The following is an 18,483-nucleotide window of genomic DNA, read 5'->3' as shown; positions in this document are numbered from 1 at the left end:
CCATTTTTAGTCTAATGTAATATCTAAACCTAAACCGCGTAGCTCGTGAACCAATACGTTGAATGATTCTGGAACGCCCGGTGTTGGCAAGTTTTCGCCTTTTACGATGGCCTCGTAAGTTTTAGCTCTACCTACCACGTCATCAGACTTAACGGTTAAGATTTCTTGCAGGATGTTAGATGCGCCAAACGCCTCTAATGCCCAAACCTCCATCTCACCAAAACGCTGACCACCAAATTGCGCTTTACCACCCAAAGGTTGTTGCGTAATTAAGGAGTATGGTCCGATAGAACGCGCGTGCATCTTATCATCAACCATATGACCTAGTTTAAGCATATAGATAATACCTACGGTAGTTGGCTGGTCAAAACGATCACCCGTTAAACCGTTGTATAAGTAAGTCCGGCCAGATTCTGGCAAACCTGCTTTTTTAACATAATCTTCCACCTCTTCGTGCGATGCACCGTCGAAAATTGGCGTGGCGAACTTCATTCCAAGCTCTTTACCTGCCCAACCTAAAACAGTTTCATAAATCTGTCCCAAGTTCATACGAGAAGGTACACCCAGCGGGTTAAGTACGATATCAACCGGAGTACCGTCGGCTAAGAAAGGCATGTCTTCGTCTCTTACGATACGTGCAACAATACCTTTGTTACCGTGGCGGCCGGCCATTTTATCACCTACTTTCAGCTTACGTTTTTTAGCAACATAAACTTTTGCCATTTGTACAATGCCAGATGGAAGCTCGTCACCTACGCTAATCGCAAATTTATCTCTTCTGTAAGCACCTAGCTCTTCGTTTACTTTGATACCGAAGTTGTGCAATAACAATTTAATCAAATCATTTTTGTCATCATCGGTAGTCCACTTAGTAGGGTTAATGTGGTTGTAATCCAACTCCATCAACAACTTCTGCGTAAACTTAACGCCTTTAGCAATCAATAGCTCTTTGTAAACGTTGTACACCCCTTGAGAGGTTTTGCCATTCACAATAGCAAATAACTTATCAACTAAACTTTCTCTAAGCTCTCTTACAGCTTTTTCATGTTTAGCATCCAGTTTCTCGATCATTGCTTTCTCTTCTGCTTTAGAAGTTTTCTTAGCACGAGAGAACAATTTAGTATCAATTACCACACCTTTAATAGACGGAGGTGTTTTTAACGATGCATCTTTTACGTCACCGGCTTTATCACCAAAAATTGCACGCAATAGTTTCTCTTCTGGTGATGGGTCCGATTCGCCTTTAGGCGTAATTTTACCAATTAAAATATCACCTTCCTGAACCTCTGCACCAACTCTGATGATACCATTGCTATCCAAATCTTTGGTGGCTTCTTCAGAAACGTTAGGGATATCCGGAGTTAACTCCTCTTCGCCACGTTTAGTGTCACGCACCTCTAACTCAAACTCTTCGATGTGCAATGAGGTGAAAATATCTTGAGATACCACACGCTCAGAAATCACAATCGCATCCTCAAAGTTGTATCCTTGCCAAGGCATGAAAGCAACTTTTAAGTTGATACCCAAAGCCAGCTCGCCGTCTTGTGTAGCGTAACCTTCGCAAAGTACTTGTCCTTTCTCAACACGTTGACCCTTTTTAACAATCGGTTTTAGGTTGATACAGGTGCTTTGGTTGGTTTTCTTAAATTTAATTAAGTTGTATGATTTTGATTCGCCATCGAAAGAAACTAATCTGTCGTTGTCATCTCTATCATAACGGATCGTTATTTTATTAGCATCAACATATTCCACTACACCGTTGCCTTCTGCATTGATCAGCGTTCTTGAATCGCGCGCAACGCGGCCTTCTAAACCTGTACCAACAATTGGCGCTTGCGGACGCAACAAAGGAACCGCTTGGCGTTGCATGTTGGAGCCCATCAAAGCACGGTTCGCATCATCATGTTCTAAGAACGGGATAAGCGAAGCTGCAATAGAAGTAATTTGGTTAGGTGCAACGTCGATATAATCCAGTTTTTCTGGCTCAATTACCGGGAAGTCGCCCTCATATCTTGCTTTTACTCTTTCGTCTTCAAAAATACCTTTATCACTATATTGGGCATTTGCTTGCGCAATGGTTTTGCCATCCTCGTCTTCGGCGCTCAAATAAGTAACTGGCTCGTTGGTAACTACCACACCGTCTTCTACTTTACGGTAAGGTGTTTCAATAAAGCCAAGGTTGTTAATTTTTGCGTGTACGCAAAGTGAAGATATCAAACCGATGTTTGGTCCCTCTGGAGTTTCAATAGTACACAACCTACCGTAGTGAGTATAGTGAACGTCACGAACCTCGAAACCTGCACGCTCACGAGACAAACCGCCCGGACCTAAGGCAGACAAACGGCGCTTGTGCGTAATCTCTGCCAAAGGATTGGTTTGATCCATGAACTGAGATAGCTGGTTGGTTCCAAAGAAAGAGTTGATTACCGATGATAATGTACGTGCATTAATCAAATCAGTTGGTGTAAACACCTCGTTGTCGCGGATGTTCATACGCTCGCGGATGGTACGGGCCATACGGGCCAAACCTACACCAAACTGTGCGTACAATTGCTCGCCAACGGTTCTTACCCTTCTGTTTGATAAGTGGTCAATATCATCAACATCTTCTTTAGAGTTGATCAATTTGATCAGATATTTAACAATCGCAATGATATCCAGCTTGGTCAAAACTTTAGTTTCAACCGGAGTGTCTAATTTCAATTTACGATTGATCCTGTAACGGCCTACGTCGCCTAAGTCATAACGCTTGTCTGAGAAGAACAAACGATCAATGATGCCACGCGCTGTTTCCTCATCAGGTGGTTCTGCGTTACGTAGCTGTCTGTATATATGTTCTACCGCCTCTTTTTCAGAGTTGGAAGTATCTTTTTGTAAAGTATTATAAATGATGGTGTAGTCTCCAGAGTTGCCATCTTCTTTAGAAAGAATAATGGTTTTGACGCCGGCATCTACAATCATATCAATGTGGTCGTCTTCTAAAATAGTTTCTCTTTCCAGGATAATTTCATTCCTGTCGATAGAAACTACCTCGCCAGTGTCTTCATCCACAAAATCCTCTACCCATTTCTTCAACACTCTGGCCGCTAGTTTACGCCCAACGTATTTTTTCAATCCTGATTTGCTAACCTTAACTTCGTCTGCCAGATCAAACAATTCCAAGATATCTTTGTCAGAGTCGTAACCGATAGCCCTTAAAAGCGTAGTAACCGGGAATTTTTTCTTCCGGTCAATGTATGCGTACATCACGTTGTTCACGTCTGTTGCAAACTCAATCCACGATCCTTTGAAAGGGATTACACGTGCAGAGTACAGCTTGCTGCCGTTGGTGTGGCGGCTTACGCCGAAGAACACACCAGGCGAACGGTGTAACTGTGATACAATTACGCGCTCGGCACCGTTGATAACAAAAGTACCTTTTGGAGTCATGTAAGGGATGGTACCTAAGTAAACATCCTGTACAATGGTCTCAAAATCTTCATGCTCCTCGTCGTTACAAGACAAGCGAAGCTTTGCTTTAAGAGGAACGCTATAAGTTAGTCCGCGCTCTATACATTCTTGGATGTCATAGCGAGGCGGATCAATAAAGTAATCCAGGAATTCGAGAACGAAGATGTTCCTTGAATCAGAGATCGGAAAGTTTTCAGCAAATACCTTAAACAAACCTTCTGTATGTCGGTTGTCTGAAGTGGTTTCTAGCTGAAAGAATTCCTTGAACGATTGGATTTGTACATCCAGAAAATCAGGATAATCTAATACATGCTTGCTTTGCGCGAAGTTTATCCTTTGATTGCTTTTGTTTGCCAAGGGTCTTAAGTTTTAATTAAACCGAAAATTCGATTACAAAGATGCACCGACTGTGCACCGGAATTTTGGTGTTATACACCAAAAGCCGTAAACTCCGTCAGCGGTTTGGCTGATGGAGTTTAAGGCTAAAATTGTTTTGGAGCTAAGTTGATTACTTAATCTCAACAACTGCACCAGCTTCTTCAAGCTGTTTTTTAAGAGCATCTGCTTCGTCTTTAGCAACACCAGCTTTTAATTCTTTTGGTGCACCGTCAACTAAATCTTTAGCTTCTTTTAATCCAAGACCAGTTAAGTCTTTAACTAATTTCACAACAGCCAATTTCTGGCCACCAGCTTCTTTCAAGATCACGTCAAAAGATGTTTTCTCTTCAGCAGCGCCAGCGCCTTCACCACCTGCAGCAGGACCAGCAGCAACAGCTACTGCAGCAGCAGCAGGCTCGATACCGTACTCGTCTTTTAAGATTTGAGCTAACTCATTAACTTCTTTAACAGTTAAGTTTACTAATTGTTCAGCAAACGATTTTAAATCCGCCATTATATTTAATTTTTAAATTTTTACTTTTTACTAATTCTACCAAACTTAAGGTGTTCGGCTTAACCTTCTCTTTCTTGTAAAGTTTTGACAATTCCTGCCAATTTGTTTCCGCCAGACGAAAGTGCTGAAATAACATTTTTCGCTGGAGATTGTAATAATCCAATGATCTCGCCGATAAGTTCTTCCCTTGATTTAAGGTTAACTAAAGCATCAAGCTGGTTGTCGCCGATGAAAACAGTAGAATCTACGTACGCTGCTTTCAACACTGGCTTCTCTTCTTTCGCTTTTCTCAACTCTTTAATCAGCTTCGCCGGAGCGTTAGCGTTGGTTGAGAACATTACCGATGAAGAACCTTTTAATACGTCGAATAAAGGAGCAACATCGCCATCCAACTGCTCAAGAGCTTTTCTGATTAGCGTGTTTTTAACTACCTGAATCCCGATTTGGTTCTCAAAACATTTACGGCGAATATTATTGATCTTTGCAACCGTTAAGCTAGAAGTATCGGTAATGTAGAAATTACCAGATTCTTTCATTCTTTCGGCCAAAGCAGAAACAACTTCGTGTTTTTGTTCTTTTCTCATAATATTAAATTCCCGCTACTGATTTAGTTTCAACTTGGATTCCAGGAGACATAGTTGAAGAGATATAAATACTCTTGAAGTATGTTCCTTTTGCTGCCGTCGGTTTCAATCTTGATAATGTTTGAAGTACTTCCAAAGCATTCTCGTAGATTTTTTCTGGAGCGAAAGATACCTTGCCTACTGAGCAGTGAATGATACCGGTTTTATCAACTTTAAAGTCGATTTTACCACCCTTAACATCGGTAACTGCTTGGCCTACGTTCATAGTTACAGTACCAGATTTAGGGTTAGGCATCAAGTTACGAGGACCTAACACACGACCCAATTTACCAACCTTAGCCATGCAGCTAGGTGTAGTGATAATGATGTCAACGTCAGTCCAACCGCCTTCAATCTTAGCTATATACTCATCCAAACCTACGTAATCAGCGCCTGCAGCTTTAGCCTCTTCTTCCTTATCAGGAGTTACTAAAGCCAAAACGCGAACTGTTTTACCGGTACCGTGAGGCAAAGTAGCAATACCGCGAACCATTTGATTGGCTTTACGCGGATCCACTCCTAAACGTACATCGATATCTACCGATGCGTCAAATTTAGTAGTGGTAATGTCTTTTACCAAGGCAGCCGCATCTTTTAAAGAATAAGCTTTACCGTCTTCAAGTTTGGAAAGTGCCGTCTTTTGATTTTTTGTTAATCTTGCCACTTTTCTTTGATTTGTGTTAATTAATTGTTAAAAGGTGCATCACCTGTAACGTTTATTCCCATGCTGCGGGCGGTGCCGGCAACCATCTTCATTGCTGATTCTACTGTAAAAGCATTCAAATCGGCCATTTTATCTTTGGCAATCGTTTCAACCTGTTCCCAAGTTAACTTGGCAACTTTTTTACGGTTTGGCTCTGCCGATCCACCTTTAAGGTTTGCAACCTCCATTAGCGTTACCGCTACCGGTGGATTTTTGATGATAAACTCGAATGATTTGTCTGCAAAAACAGTGATTACAACAGGAAGAACTTTACCAGCTTTATCCTGCGTACGGGCATTAAACTGCTTACAAAACTCCATGATGTTTACACCTTTCGCTCCTAACGCCGGACCTACCGGCGGAGAAGGATTGGCTGCACCCCCTTTGATTTGTAGTTTAATTAACGCACTGACTTCTTTTGCCATTTTAAATTTGTTTATTTCTCAACGTTAATAATGTGGAAGCATTTGTAACATTTAAGATTTTGTGGGTAGCAAGTAAAAAGTATCAAGTACCAAGAAACTCATCGTCTTGATACTTGATACTCAAATCTTGCTACTTATAATTATTCTTTTTCAACTTGCATATAGTTAAGCTCTAGCGGCGTTCTTCGGCCAAAAATCTTAACCATTACTTTTAGTTTCTTTTTCTCTTCGTTAACTTCTTCAATAACGCCAGAAAAACCGTTAAAAGGTCCGTCCATCACTTTGATGTTTTCGCCTACATAATAAGGTACGTTCATTACTTCGCCCTGCTCGGCCATTTCATCCACTTTACCCAATATACGGTTAACCTCTGCTGGCCTTAAAGGCACCGCATTTCCTGCTTTATCGCCTAAAAAACCTATAACGCTATTTACTCCTTTGATAATTTGCTCCAACTCGGCATTTAAAGCCGCCTCCATTAAAACATATCCAGGATAGTAGTTTCTTTCTTTCGCGATTTTTTTACCGTCGCGCATCTGGTAGTATTTTTCCATCGGTATTAAAACCTGAGGAACAACACTAGTAAGACCTAAGCGGTTAATTTCTGCATCAATATATTGCTTAACTTTCTTCTCTTTACCGCTTACCGCCCTTACCACATACCATTTCAATTGATCGCTCATGCTATATATCTATGCAAATGATTTGTACATTAACTTAAGCAAGTTACCCGCAGATTCGTCCATTGCCAAGATAATTAACGCAATGATTAAAGATGCAACCAAAGTAATTACAGCGCTGTTCTGCAATTCGCTCCAAGTTGGCCAGGTAACTTTTTCGCTAAGTTCTGTATAGGATTCTTTTATGTATTCTGCAAAACCAGCCATTGTTACTATTTTTTTGCTAAGCACGGGAACAAGGATTCGAACCCTGATCAAAGGTTTTGGAGACCTCTATTCTACCATTGAACTATTCCCGCGTGTAAACCGCTTTACGGTTTTATTTGTTTTTAGATAAAAAGAACTTGAGATTAACTCCCAAGTTCTTTTTTATGCTAATAGCTTGTTATTAAGCTAAGATTTCAGTTACCTGACCAGCACCTACGGTTCTACCACCTTCACGGATAGCGAAACGTAGACCTTTTTCCATTGCGATAGCGTTGATCAACTTAACAGTGATGGTAACGTTATCACCAGGCATAACCATTTCTACACCTTCTGCCAATGAAATTTCACCGGTTACGTCTGTAGTTCTGAAGTAGAACTGAGGACGGTATTTGTTGAAGAATGGAGTGTGACGGCCACCTTCTGCTTTTGACAATACGTAAACCTCGGCTTTGAAATCTGTGTGAGGAGTTACTGAACCTGGTTTACAGATAACCATACCACGACGGATATCAGTTTTCTCAATACCACGTAACAATAAACCTACGTTGTCACCAGCTTCACCTCTGTCTAATATTTTGCGGAACATCTCAACACCTGTTACGGTTGATTTTAAGTTCTCAGCACCCATACCCAAGATGTCAACTGGCTCACCAGAATTGATAACACCTCTTTCAATACGGCCTGTAGCTACAGTACCACGACCAGTGATAGAGAATACGTCCTCAACTGGCATCAAGAAAGGAAGGTCTGTCAAACGTGGAGGAATTGGAATGTAGCTATCTACAGCATCCATTAATTCCATAATTTTCTCAACCCATTTAGCATCACCGTTCAAACCACCTAAAGCAGAACCTTGGATCACTGGAATATCATCACCTGGGAAATCGTAGAATGACAATAGTTCACGGATTTCCATTTCAACTAGTTCTAATAACTCTGGATCGTCAACCATATCCACTTTGTTCATGAATACAACTAACGCAGGTACACCTACCTGACGAGCCAAAAGGATGTGCTCGCGAGTTTGAGGCATAGGACCGTCAGTAGAAGCAACTACCAAGATAGCACCGTCCATCTGCGCAGCACCAGTAACCATGTTTTTCACGTAATCCGCGTGACCTGGACAGTCAACGTGTGCGTAGTGACGGTTAGCCGTAGCGTATTCTACGTGTGATGTATTGATAGTGATACCTCTTTCTTTTTCTTCTGGAGCAGAGTCAATTGAATCAAATGAACGAGCTTCTGACAAACCAGCGTCAGCAAGAACTTTAGAGATAGCTGCAGTTAATGTAGTTTTACCGTGGTCAACGTGACCGATTGTACCGATGTTAAGGTGTGGTTTACTACGGTCAAATTTTTCTTTTGCCATGATTTTATATTATTACTAGGTTAATTTTTATTTTAAATACTCGTAAATATCCTCTTGCGAGCCAAAGATGGGACTTGAACCCACGACCTCTTCCTTACCAAGGAAGTGCTCTACCGCTGAGCTACTTCGGCTTATCTTTTTTAAGGTCCAATAAGCTCAAAACAACAAAAATAGTCCCTTAAATAAAAAAGGAACTTTCAAATTTTTGTTTCATTAAGTAAACTTTACCCATGAACCCTGATGAGCGGAAGACGAGGTTCGAACTCGCGACCTATAGCTTGGAAGGCTATCGCTCTACCAACTGAGCTACTTCCGCATTTTAATGCTAAAAGCCTGAATGATTGAAGGACTGAAATTACATTCAATCATAAAATACTCAAACTCCAATCATTATTCCAGTGGGGGGAGAAGGATTCGAACCTTCGAAACCGAAGTAACGGATTTACAGTCCGTCCCATTTGACCGCTCTGGAACCCCCCCATCCTTAATCTAAATTCAAGATTAAAAGAGCCTCCTATCGGGATCGAACCAATGACCTACTGATTACAAGTCAGTTGCTCTACCAGCTGAGCTAAGGAGGCTTTTGCTATAAATTAAAGAACTTTTCTTTACCCCGCCACAAGTCGTTTGCTTAAGGGACTGCAAAACTACAAAAATTAATATTCGAACAAAATTTTTTTCAAAAAAAAATCAACGATCAAAACAGATCGTTGATTACAATTTGATAGCCGATTATCTATCAATTATTTACGTTTTAAATCGCCTTTACCAGCTCTTTGTGGTTGCTCTCGTGCGATTTGACTTTGTTCTTCTGTTTTACCAATTGCTTACGCAGCGATTCAATGGCTAAATCTGTTGCTTCCTCAAAGGTTTTGCAGGTTTCCTTTGCAAACAGCGTGCTTCCCGGAATCATCAATTTAATCTCCGACGTCTTGTTTGCGTCTTCTGTAACGTTGTTTAGCTTCAGATACACTTCTCCGCTGATAATCTGATCATAAAACAGGTCTAACTTAGCTACTTTTTTCTGTACAAATGCCAAGAGTTTACGATCGGCAGTGAAGTGGATAGATTGAATCCCAATTTTCATGTTTCCTCCTTTTTTTAAGCTTTTGGATGTGCTTGTTTATAAATTGATTTTAACCTTTCTATTGAATTGTGCGTGTAAACTTGTGTGGCGGCCAAGCTGGCGTGCCCCAGTAAGTCTTTTATTGCGTTAATATCTGCCCCTTTGTTTAGCAAACTTGTTGCAAATGAATGTCGTAATATATGCGGGCTTTTTTTGTTTTGCGTTGAAATTATTTTCAGATAATTATTGACTACCCGGTAAACCAATTTAGCATAGGCAGGCTTGCCTTTGTCTGTTACCAATAATAGGCCGGTTTCTTCTACTGGCTGCACACGTTCTTTAACGATGAGATATGCTTTAATTGCAGAAACTGCCACATCCGTTAAAGGCACAATACGTTGTTTGTTGCGTTTGCCCAACACCTTAATGGTGCCTTCGTTTAGCAAAACATCCCGCTGTTGCAAAGTTAAAAGCTCATTTAAACGGATACCCGTGGCAAACAACAGCTCGATAATTAATTTATCACGGCATCCGTTAAAATCATCGCTAAAAATATCGCTATCTAAAAGCGCGTCCATTTTATCATCACTTACAAAAACAGGAAGCTTTTTTGACATTTTAGGACTTTGCACTTTAAGCGTTGGGTTAACCGACAGCAGATTTTCTCTCAACCCAAATTTGTAAAAAGCCCGCAGGCTTGACATTTTGCGGTTAACAGAACGTGCGTCTAAACCATCGTCCATCAAAGAAATTATCCAAAGCCGGATATCTTTGTGGCTTGCCTGGCTAAAAGTTTGGTCGCTTTGTTGTAAGAACGATTGGAATTGCGCTATGTCGTTTTCGTAGGCTGCTAACGTATGTTTTGAACACCTTTTTTCATAAGTCAGATATTTTAAAAAATCAGCCAATTCCATAGAAAATATCCTAGCCTTGTGAAAAAGTGAATATACAAATTGTTTATATATTGAACGAATATTTGTGATAAACGCCTTTAAACGGCAACAAACCTTAAAAAATTGGACTTAACAAAAGATAAACCCCGCACAGATTGCTATTTTGTGATATTCGGGATATCCGGAAGCGGCAAAACGCTTATTGGACAAATGCTGGCCCAGCGCCTAGGCATTGACTTTATTGAAGGCGATGATTATCATCCGCAAGCCAATATCAACAAAATGAAAAGCGGGCACGCCCTTAACGACCAGGACCGGGCGCCTTGGCTAAAGCTTCTGGAGCAAGAGATAGAACTGCGGGTTAAAGAAAAGAAACCTTTTGTTTTAAGCTGTTCGGCACTGCGCTTAGTCTATCGTGATGCCTTGCGCAAAGGAGGCGCTATACGGTTTTTATTTTTAGAAGTTGCCGAGGATGTAGTTGCCGAAAGGCTAAAATTACGCACAGGCCATTTTATGCCGGCATCGCTGCTGCACAGCCAAAGCCTAACTTTAGAAAAACCCACTTCAAAAGAAACAGACGTGGTTTCTATTAACGCAGCGCAAAAACCGGGAGATGTAGTTGCCGAAATTATCCGAAAAACGACATAAACAAAAAAGCTGTATAAATCGGTAACCGACTTATACAGCTTTTTTAAAATATTTATATTAATTAAGCTTCTTGATTCATCGCTTGAACATAAATGGCGTGTTTTTTCTCCATTCTTTTGGTCACGGATTTCTTTTCATAAGCTTGGCGACTACGCAGTTCTCTTAAAACGCCAGTTTTCTCAAATTTCTTTTTGAAACGCTTTAAAGCTCTGTCAATTGATTCGCCTTCTTTTACGTTGATAATAATCATTTGCTAAATACCACCTTTCTGTTCCCGCTTTTAATTTCTTGGGGATGCAAATGTACGTATTTTTTTAAAACAAAAAAGCAAATTTTGCTTCATCGTAATTAAGCATCGTTAAAACGGTAGCCTATGCCCCTAACCGTTTGCAAAAACATAGGCCTATCGGGGTTATTTTCAATTTTTTTACGCAGGCGCACAATGTGCATATCCAAAGTGCGGGTATTTACATCAGAGTTGTAGCCCCAAACCTCCATCATTAAGTCATCCCGGCTAATTACTTCGTTACGATGGTTAAGGAAGTACAACAGAATCCGGTTTTCCAATATCGTAAGCTCAATTTTTTTGTGGTCTTTAAGCAAAGAGTGGGTATTTGGATGATGTTCCATATCGCCAAACTTATTGTTCTCATTTTTGCCCTGTAAATTATACTTCACCTTACTTTCTAACATGGCTACAAGCACATCCATATTAAAAGGCTTGCTCACATAGTCTGATACGCCGAACTGGAAGGCATCAATTTTATCAATGTCTTGTGATTTGGCCGACATCATGATAATCACATTCTCAAAACCTTTAGAACGCAGGCTAGTGCAAATTTCCGAGCCTTCTTTTTCGGGCAACATCCAATCTAACAGCACAATTTCTGGCTGTTCTTTAATAATTAAATCTACTGCCTCTCCGCCGTTGCCACTCTCAATTACGTCGTAGCCCTCTTTTTGCAAACGATGACTTACCAAAAACCTCAGGTTCTCATCATCTTCAATAATTGCGATTTTTATTCCTTTGTGCATATAAATTCTTTTAGCGGTGCTTAGGCAGGCAGCGATATTTCAAACACCGAGCCTTTGCCGGGTTTACTTTTAACGCTGATGCTGCCGTTCATAAAAGTAACAAGTTCCTTACAAAATGCCAAACCCAAACCCACGCTCCCCTGCTGGTTGTAGCGGTTTTGTATCCGATAAAATTTCTCAAAAATATTCTTCAATTCCTCTTTAGCTATTCCTATGCCTTTATCTTTAAAGATGAACACCATATTTTTTTTCCGCTTAAAAATAGAGATTTTCAGATATTTAGTGCCTGCCGGCGAATATTTGTAAGCATTTTCAATAAGGTTATAAAACAAGCTGCTGAGCAAAACCGGATCACTGCGGAAGGTTTTAACCACGCCAACTTCTAATTGCAAATCATAATCTGGGTATTTAAGCTGAAAAGCATCAACAATGTTTTGCGCAAAAACCTCCAGATTAATCTCTTCGCTTTTAATTTTGATAGATTTATTCTCTATTTGTGTAAACGACAGCAGTTTGTTCATCAAATCGTTTAACTTATCGGCTTCTTCATCCAGTATTTTCCCGTAGCGGATACGTTCTAAATCGCTTAATTCTTTTGCGCTTAAAATGTTATTACCCGCGATTTTTATTACCGCCACCGGGGTTTTAAACTCGTGAGTAAAATTGTTTATAAAATCGTACTGCAAGCTAAACAGTTTTTGGTTAGCTTTAAGGTTGCGCGCAATCTGGTACACCAGCAAAAGCAAAATCCCGTAAACCAAAAATATACCCAAACCTACCGGCAGAAACCGCCGACTCACTTCTTTATTCACAAAAGCCTTACTGCTGCTGAAATAAAGCTTATAGTTAGAAAAAGCCGAGGGCATGGCAATATCTGTACTTATTAGATGAGGCTTGTCCAAAACAGGGTCAAAAGCTAGCGGTTTAATTTCCACATTTTGGTAAAGCTCTGGGTGCGAATTTCTGATATGCAGTTTTGAAGCATCTAGCTGGAACGAGAGTACATCCTGCTCAAAAAACGGCGATGGCGGAAGTTTTTTCAACATCAAAGCCTTGTAGGTTTTGATGTCATCGCGCCGGGGCACGTTCATGTAAGTGATGCGACTGTTAGATATATTATAGAAAATATTAAACAATTTTTCTCCCGATAGGACCTCGGCGGTATCTACCGTAGAAAGATAGCTGGCCAGCTTAATACCCACCTTGTTAAACTCATCGCCATCTGCCAAAGAAAGAGATCCGGGCTTTTTGGCCGTAAAAAGCACTACCGAATCTGGCCCGATGTTGCGCCCAAATTGGTACAAGCCTTTTAAACCCATAGATAGGTTTGAGGCCTTTAAACCGTCGGCCAGATCGCGGTTGCTAATTTGCGCATCGTAAAAATAAATGCGCTGCACAAAAGGATAATTCTTTAAAACACCTTGCGCATAATCTGCCGCAGAGGCCGAGTCTAAAAAACCTTGGTAAAAAGAAATTTCGGGAATTTTGTTCTGAAAAAACGCGTTAAAAGGCTGCATGGTTTTTTCTAACACATCAACCTTGGCTGCCGAAAACTCGTTTTGCACCATTTCTTTGGTTAACCTGAAGCTCACCAATAAGGCAAAAACCAACACCACTGTAATTAACACCACAAAAGCAGCAATTAGCTTATAGTTGCGGCGGTAGCTTAAAATTTTCGGTTTCATGCGGTGTTAATGGCTAAAGATATTTCTCTAAAAAAGCCGATAGGCGCCTGTACATTTCCAGCTTGTGCTCGTTATCTTTAAACAACTGTGTTTCGTTTTCAAACAACATGTATTCTACCGGCACATTTTTACGCTGAAGTTCTTTTACAAACTGGTTGGTTTCTGTTACGTTCACCCTCGAGTCTTTGCCTCCTTGCGCAATAAACAAAGGTGTCTTAATCTTATCTACCTGGAAAACCGGCGAGGCAGATTTTAGATATTCGATGTCTTTTTCCGGATTGCCCACAATCTCAGTCAGCATTTGCTTATAAGGGCGAACGTAAGCCGGGAAACCTTTAATATAGCTAAACAAGTTGATATAGCCCGAGTAAGAGGCCGCACACCTATACGTTTGAGGATATTGTATAACTTGGCAAAGTGCCGAGTAGCCTCCAAAACCGTAACCAAAAATCCCTATCCTATCGGGATCCACTACGCCCTTCTGAACCAGCCATTGCACGCCATCATAAATATCATGTTGCATTTTGTTGCTCCACTCTTTTGAGCCTGCGTTTAAAAAGGCCTTGCCGTAACCGCTAGAACCCCTGAAATTCACCTGCAAAACAGCGTAACCACGGTTAGCTAAAAATTGCACCTCGGGCGAATAGCCCCACACGTTGCGCAAAGAAGGCCCTGGATGAGGCAATACCACACAAGGAAGTTTTTTGTTGTTGCTTCCATTGGGCAAAGTAAGGTATCCGTGCAATTGCAAACCGTCTCTGCTTTCAAACGTGATGGCTTGCATCTCGCACATCTTGGCAGGGTCTATGCGCGGATTCACTGCCGAAAGCCTGTCGAGCTTTTTATCTGCAACATGATAAACAAAAAAGGCTCCCGGATTTTTATCTGTGAAAGAGCGCACGATAAAACGCTGTTCTGCCGAATCTTTATCGATAATCTGTATTTCGCGCCCGGGTAGCTGCTCATTTATCTGGCGAAACATATCACCGGTTTGGGCGTTTAAGAATTTAACTGTTCGCTTTTCAATTTCATAGCTTAGGGCAACCGGCTTTTTGTCTTTTTCAGAAGTCATTACCTCTAAAATATCTGCTTCCGGATTTTCGTAGAGTAGCTGCTTTTCTTCGCCTGTACGGCAATCCAGCTTAACCAGCGCCAGTTTATCGCGCTTTAAGTTAGATAGGGCGTAAATGCAATGCCCATCATCCGAAAAGCAAACCGGTTCTAGCGTGTTTTGATAATTGTTGGTTGCTAAAGGCTTAAAATCTGTTTTTTTTCTTTCGCGATAATAAAGTGTTTCATTAACACCATCGCCGCCCAGGGCTAAATTTACTTCACCGGCGCTATTTGCATACCAAGTGAAAATATTGCCCGGATTTTTCACATAAATGCTCTTTTCTCCGGTGCTTAAATTGAGGCGATAAACATCAAAGAGCGATTCGTTTTCTTCGTTTACGGTTATCAGCACGGTGTTGTCATGCACGCGGGTATCCAAAACATTAACCTTTGTATTTGCTTTGGTTTTAAGCTCGCGCAGGTTGCTACCGTCTACATCTATCAAAAATGCCGAAAAACGGTTTAAGCTATCTTTTTCTTTAATACACAAGAGGGTTTTGTTGCCGGCCCAGGCGCAACTACGCACGGATATATCCGTCAAAAAAGTAAGCTGTTGTGCTACACTATCTGTGGTGGCACGCACAAAAAGATTTTGTTTGCCATCTGCCAAACGCAAGAAACACAACATTTCCCCGTTAGGCGATATGCGGTAATTAAACTGATGGGTGTTGGCAAAAAAAGCTTCTACGGGCAGTACTTTGTTTTTTTGTTCGCCGGTGCAGGCAAACAAGAACAAAACCGAAATGTAGCTGTATTTCTTAATCCAACCGATCATGACTTTCTGTTTGTGGTAAAAGCACGTGTTTCTTTAGGCTTTTCTACAAATAAACTAAAAAAGGTGATGATAAGCGGTAACATTTAAAATACACGTAAAATGCTGTTTAGCGTTAATTTTTTAATTTAGCGATACATGAGCTGTATAATAAGACCTTTACTGGTACTGGTTTTTTTGATTTTTGGGCAACTGGCTTTTGCGCAAACCAAAGCGGATGAAGCCACCGCGCAACAGCTTTTTCGCAACGGCGAATATGATAAATCTTTAATAATCTATCAAAAACTGTATAAAGGCAAAAACGGCGAAGCCTACTTTGAGCCGTATTTTAACAATTTGCTGAAACTAAAACGTTATGATGAGGCAGAGAAAATCATCGGTAAAAACTACAAAAACAAACCCGATTATGCTTTGGCTTTGGCCGAGTTATTTTTAGAACAGGGCAATAAAGAAAAAGCGAACAAAGCATTTGATGCCGTTTTAGCCAGCCTGCCGGCAGATGAATTTGCTATAAGCGGGATTGCCAATAGCTTTTACGCACGCGAAGACTATGAATATGCTATTAAAACGCTTTTAGCCGGACGTAAAGTTTTAAAAGATGATCGCGCTTTTAGCTACGAGCTGATAAACCTTTACCGTTTTACACGCCAAAAAGATGCTTTGGTAAACGAGTTGCTAGCTGTTTTGAGCGAACAGCCTGCTTTTTTAGCAAACGCCAAAAACAACTTGGCGCGCACGTTTGATAGCGCTCAGGATTATGACAGCCTTAAAAGCCTGCTGTTAAAAAAGATACAAAAAGAACCAGACAATACCGCTTTTATTAACCTTTTGGCCTGGAATTATACCCAGCAGAAACAGTATGATTTGGCTTTGCTACAACTAATTGCGCTTGACCGCCGCACCAACGATAACGGAGCGAACATTTACAATTTCGCAAACACCTTAATTGACGAGCAGGCCTACCCCGCCGCTCTTAAAGCTTTAGAATATTTGTTAGGCAAAGCGACAAACAGTCCTTATTATATAGCTGCAAAAGTAGCTTCGCTAAAATTGAAGAACCAGCAAGTTTTGGCGGGGAAGTTTAACAATACCGATTTACAGCAATTAGCAAAAGATTATCAGGACCTATTAAATACCTACGGAGAAAATAACCAAACAGCTTTTGCTATAAAAGCATTAGCGCATTTACAAGCTTTTTATTTAAAACAGCCCCAGCAAGCCATACAATTGCTAGAACGTGCTATTAAAATTACAAACATTAACGCCAGCATTAACGCCCAGCTTAAACTGGATTTGGCTAATTTATACGTAACAGAAAACCAGCCTTGGGAAGCAGCTTTACTTTACGGACAGGTAGAAAAAGCGTTTCCGGACCATCCCATAGGTCAGGATGCGAAATTCAAGAATGCCAGACTTTCATTTTTTAGTGGCGATTTTAATTGGGCAAAAGCCCAGTTGGATGTGCTGAAGGCATCTACCTCGCAACTGATTGCAAATGATGCTTTAGATTTAAGCTTGTTGATACAAGATGAGCTTGCTGTTGACAGCAATGGCCATGCTTTAAAAATTTACGCCCGCGCCATGCTTTTGAACCAAAAAAAAGCGCAAGAAAAAGCGCTACAGACCTTAGACACCCTGTTAACAAGCTATCCGCAATCCACTTTGTTTGATGATGTGCTGATGCTTAAAGCTGATATTTTTGTCGAAAACAAAAATCTGTTACAGGCAAAGCAGAGCTTAGAGAGCATTATCTCTCGCTATCACGAAAGCATTTGGGCTGATGATGCCCTGTTTAAGCTGGCGGTTTTAGAAGAAGATGAGCTGAAAGACCTAGCATCGGCAAAAAAACATTATCAACAACTGATAGATGACTTTCCGGGAAGCTTATTTTTGGCTGAAGCCAGAAAACGTTTCAGAAATTTGCGTGGCGATGCGCTTTAATACAATTGCTTAATTAAATTTGCGCCATGGTTATTTTAAATGTTACGGCTATTGTAGAAGAAAGCGTAAAAGACGCCTTTTTAAACTATATGCAAAGCGTACACATCCCGGCGGTAATGGCAAGCGGCAAATTTGAAGAACACCTTCTTTTTCAGCTTACCGAACCGGTAAACGAAGGCTTTACTTTTTGCGCGCAATACATTGCTGATAGCAAAGAAAATTTAAATGCATTCCGCTTAGCGGATGAAAAAAATCTGCAGACCCAACTGCAAGCAGAATTCGGAAACCAAGTGTTGTGTTTCAGCAGCATTTTAGAAAAAATTTGATGAATATAATTGAAACGCCTATTAAAGACTTGGTGATTATTGAGCCAAAGGTTTGGGCAGATGAGCGCGGTTATTTTTTTGAAAGTTATAACCAGCAGCTATTTAAAAATTTGGGCATAGATGCCGATTTTGTGCAAGACAACCAATCTTTTTCGCATAAAAACGCTTTACGTGGCTTGCATGCACAGGCTACGCCTTACGCACAGGGTAAATTGGTGCGAGTAATTCAAGGCCGCGTTTTAGATGTAGCAGTAGATATCCGGAAAAAATCGCCCACTTACGGACAGCATTTTAGCATTGAGCTGAGCGGCGAAAACAAAAAAATGTTTTATGTACCTCCTGGCTTTTTGCATGGCTTTGTCACCTTAGAAGATCAAACCATTTTTAGCTATAAATGCACCGCCTTGTACCATAAAAACGCAGAAGTGGGCGTAATTTGGAATGATGAAGATTTAGGAATTAACTGGGGAATTGATGCAAATGACGCGCTAATTTCTCCTAAAGATGCCGTGTTACCCAAGTTCTCGGAAATTGAAAGCCCGTTTTAAGTTTGGAACAAGGCAGAAGGAATAAGGATTTCTTCACATTTTAACTTCGTCCAAGCAGGGTCTGTCGTAGACGACCCTGCGCTTCAAAAACAAATCACTCCTCTTTC

At 40.8% G+C, this 18,483-nt stretch carries 18 protein-coding genes and 5 tRNA genes; 4 read left to right on the top strand and 19 right to left on the bottom strand.

Annotated features, from left to right (window positions below):
* Positions 1-6: 6 nt before the first annotated feature.
* From rpoB to BCY91_RS06300, 15 genes are all read right to left on the bottom strand, one after another.
* The gene (gene rpoB / locus BCY91_RS06370) at positions 7-3,807 is read right to left on the bottom strand and encodes a DNA-directed RNA polymerase subunit beta (protein WP_120181146.1); all 3,801 of its coding nucleotides are present in this window, start codon (positions 3,805-3,807) and stop codon (positions 7-9) included.
* Positions 3,808-3,958: 151 nt separating this feature from the next.
* Positions 3,959-4,342: a 50S ribosomal protein L7/L12 gene (rplL, locus tag BCY91_RS06365; RefSeq protein ID WP_120181145.1), complete on the bottom strand. Its 384-nt coding sequence runs from the start codon at positions 4,340-4,342 to the stop codon at positions 3,959-3,961.
* Positions 4,343-4,401: 59 nt separating this feature from the next.
* Positions 4,402-4,926 carry a 50S ribosomal protein L10 gene (gene rplJ / locus BCY91_RS06360; RefSeq protein ID WP_120181144.1) on the bottom strand — a complete coding sequence of 175 codons (525 nt, stop codon included), beginning with the start codon at positions 4,924-4,926 and terminating at the stop codon, positions 4,402-4,404.
* A gap of 4 nt (positions 4,927-4,930) precedes the next feature.
* On the bottom strand, positions 4,931-5,629 hold the full coding sequence (gene rplA, locus BCY91_RS06355) for a 50S ribosomal protein L1 (RefSeq protein WP_120181143.1): 699 nt from the start codon (positions 5,627-5,629) through the stop codon (positions 4,931-4,933).
* A 20-nt stretch (positions 5,630-5,649) separates the two neighbouring features.
* Positions 5,650-6,093 (bottom strand): 50S ribosomal protein L11, encoded by a 444-nt coding sequence (gene rplK / locus BCY91_RS06350; RefSeq protein ID WP_120181142.1) that lies wholly within the window; start codon positions 6,091-6,093, stop codon positions 5,650-5,652.
* A 140-nt stretch (positions 6,094-6,233) separates the two neighbouring features.
* The gene (gene nusG / locus BCY91_RS06345) at positions 6,234-6,776 is read right to left on the bottom strand and encodes a transcription termination/antitermination protein NusG (protein ID WP_120181141.1); all 543 of its coding nucleotides are present in this window, start codon (positions 6,774-6,776) and stop codon (positions 6,234-6,236) included.
* A 9-nt stretch (positions 6,777-6,785) separates the two neighbouring features.
* Positions 6,786-6,980 (bottom strand): preprotein translocase subunit SecE, encoded by a 195-nt coding sequence (secE, locus tag BCY91_RS06340; RefSeq protein ID WP_120181140.1) that lies wholly within the window; start codon positions 6,978-6,980, stop codon positions 6,786-6,788.
* 21 nt (positions 6,981-7,001) lie between these two features.
* Positions 7,002-7,072 (bottom strand) — tRNA-Trp (locus BCY91_RS06335).
* Between the two features lie 89 nt (positions 7,073-7,161).
* Entirely contained in the window at positions 7,162-8,349 is a 1,188-nt protein-coding gene (gene tuf / locus BCY91_RS06330; protein WP_120181139.1) for an elongation factor Tu, read from the bottom strand.
* A 59-nt stretch (positions 8,350-8,408) separates the two neighbouring features.
* Positions 8,409-8,480, bottom strand: a tRNA-Thr gene (locus tag BCY91_RS06325).
* A 112-nt stretch (positions 8,481-8,592) separates the two neighbouring features.
* A tRNA-Gly gene (locus BCY91_RS06320) sits at positions 8,593-8,665 on the bottom strand.
* Between the two features lie 83 nt (positions 8,666-8,748).
* A tRNA-Tyr gene (locus BCY91_RS06315) sits at positions 8,749-8,829 on the bottom strand.
* Between the two features lie 28 nt (positions 8,830-8,857).
* Positions 8,858-8,930, bottom strand: a tRNA-Thr gene (locus BCY91_RS06310).
* 173 nt (positions 8,931-9,103) lie between these two features.
* Positions 9,104-9,436: a ribosome hibernation-promoting factor, HPF/YfiA family gene (gene hpf, locus BCY91_RS06305; protein ID WP_120181138.1), complete on the bottom strand. Its 333-nt coding sequence runs from the start codon at positions 9,434-9,436 to the stop codon at positions 9,104-9,106.
* Between the two features lie 14 nt (positions 9,437-9,450).
* Positions 9,451-10,329, bottom strand: coding sequence for a tyrosine-type recombinase/integrase (locus BCY91_RS06300; protein ID WP_120181137.1), 879 nt, complete (start codon positions 10,327-10,329; stop codon positions 9,451-9,453).
* A gap of 102 nt (positions 10,330-10,431) precedes the next feature.
* Here BCY91_RS06300 and BCY91_RS06295 point away from each other — a divergent pair, with 102 nt between their 5' ends.
* The gene (locus tag BCY91_RS06295; RefSeq protein WP_120181136.1) at positions 10,432-10,956 is read left to right on the top strand and encodes a gluconokinase; all 525 of its coding nucleotides are present in this window, start codon (positions 10,432-10,434) and stop codon (positions 10,954-10,956) included.
* Positions 10,957-11,017: 61 nt separating this feature from the next.
* Here the strand turns inward: BCY91_RS06295 and rpsU are convergent, their stop codons facing one another.
* The 4 genes from rpsU to BCY91_RS06275 form a co-directional block, all read right to left on the bottom strand.
* Entirely contained in the window at positions 11,018-11,206 is a 189-nt protein-coding gene (gene rpsU / locus BCY91_RS06290) for a 30S ribosomal protein S21 (protein ID WP_120181135.1), read from the bottom strand.
* A 98-nt stretch (positions 11,207-11,304) separates the two neighbouring features.
* Positions 11,305-11,991, bottom strand: coding sequence for a response regulator transcription factor (locus BCY91_RS06285; protein WP_120181134.1), 687 nt, complete (start codon positions 11,989-11,991; stop codon positions 11,305-11,307).
* A 20-nt stretch (positions 11,992-12,011) separates the two neighbouring features.
* Positions 12,012-13,676 (bottom strand): sensor histidine kinase, encoded by a 1,665-nt coding sequence (locus BCY91_RS06280; RefSeq protein WP_120181133.1) that lies wholly within the window; start codon positions 13,674-13,676, stop codon positions 12,012-12,014.
* A 13-nt stretch (positions 13,677-13,689) separates the two neighbouring features.
* A complete protein-coding gene (locus tag BCY91_RS06275) occupies positions 13,690-15,564 on the bottom strand; it encodes an alpha/beta hydrolase family protein (protein ID WP_120181132.1) in 1,875 nt (624 codons plus the stop codon).
* A 135-nt stretch (positions 15,565-15,699) separates the two neighbouring features.
* Between BCY91_RS06275 and BCY91_RS06270 the strand changes: the two genes are divergently transcribed.
* Genes BCY91_RS06270 through rfbC form a run of 3 tightly spaced genes read left to right on the top strand, consistent with a single transcriptional unit; the run spans position 15,700 to position 18,376 of the window.
* Positions 15,700-17,502, top strand: coding sequence for a tetratricopeptide repeat protein (locus tag BCY91_RS06270; RefSeq protein ID WP_120181131.1), 1,803 nt, complete (start codon positions 15,700-15,702; stop codon positions 17,500-17,502).
* A gap of 26 nt (positions 17,503-17,528) precedes the next feature.
* Positions 17,529-17,828, top strand: coding sequence for a DUF4286 family protein (locus BCY91_RS06265; RefSeq protein WP_120181130.1), 300 nt, complete (start codon positions 17,529-17,531; stop codon positions 17,826-17,828).
* Positions 17,828-18,376, top strand: a complete 549-nt coding sequence (rfbC, locus tag BCY91_RS06260; protein WP_120181129.1) for a dTDP-4-dehydrorhamnose 3,5-epimerase — start codon at positions 17,828-17,830, stop codon at positions 18,374-18,376. Before BCY91_RS06265 ends, rfbC begins: the two co-directional genes overlap by 1 nt.
* The last annotated feature ends 107 nt before the right edge of the window (positions 18,377-18,483 follow it).

Origin of the sequence: Pelobium manganitolerans, from assembly GCF_003609575.1 — a bacterium.
In the GTDB taxonomy this organism is placed as follows: Bacteria; Bacteroidota; Bacteroidia; order Sphingobacteriales; family Sphingobacteriaceae; genus Pseudopedobacter; species Pseudopedobacter manganitolerans.
Note: the sequence above shows the minus strand (reverse complement) of the source record. Positions and strands in the feature narration are given on the sequence as shown.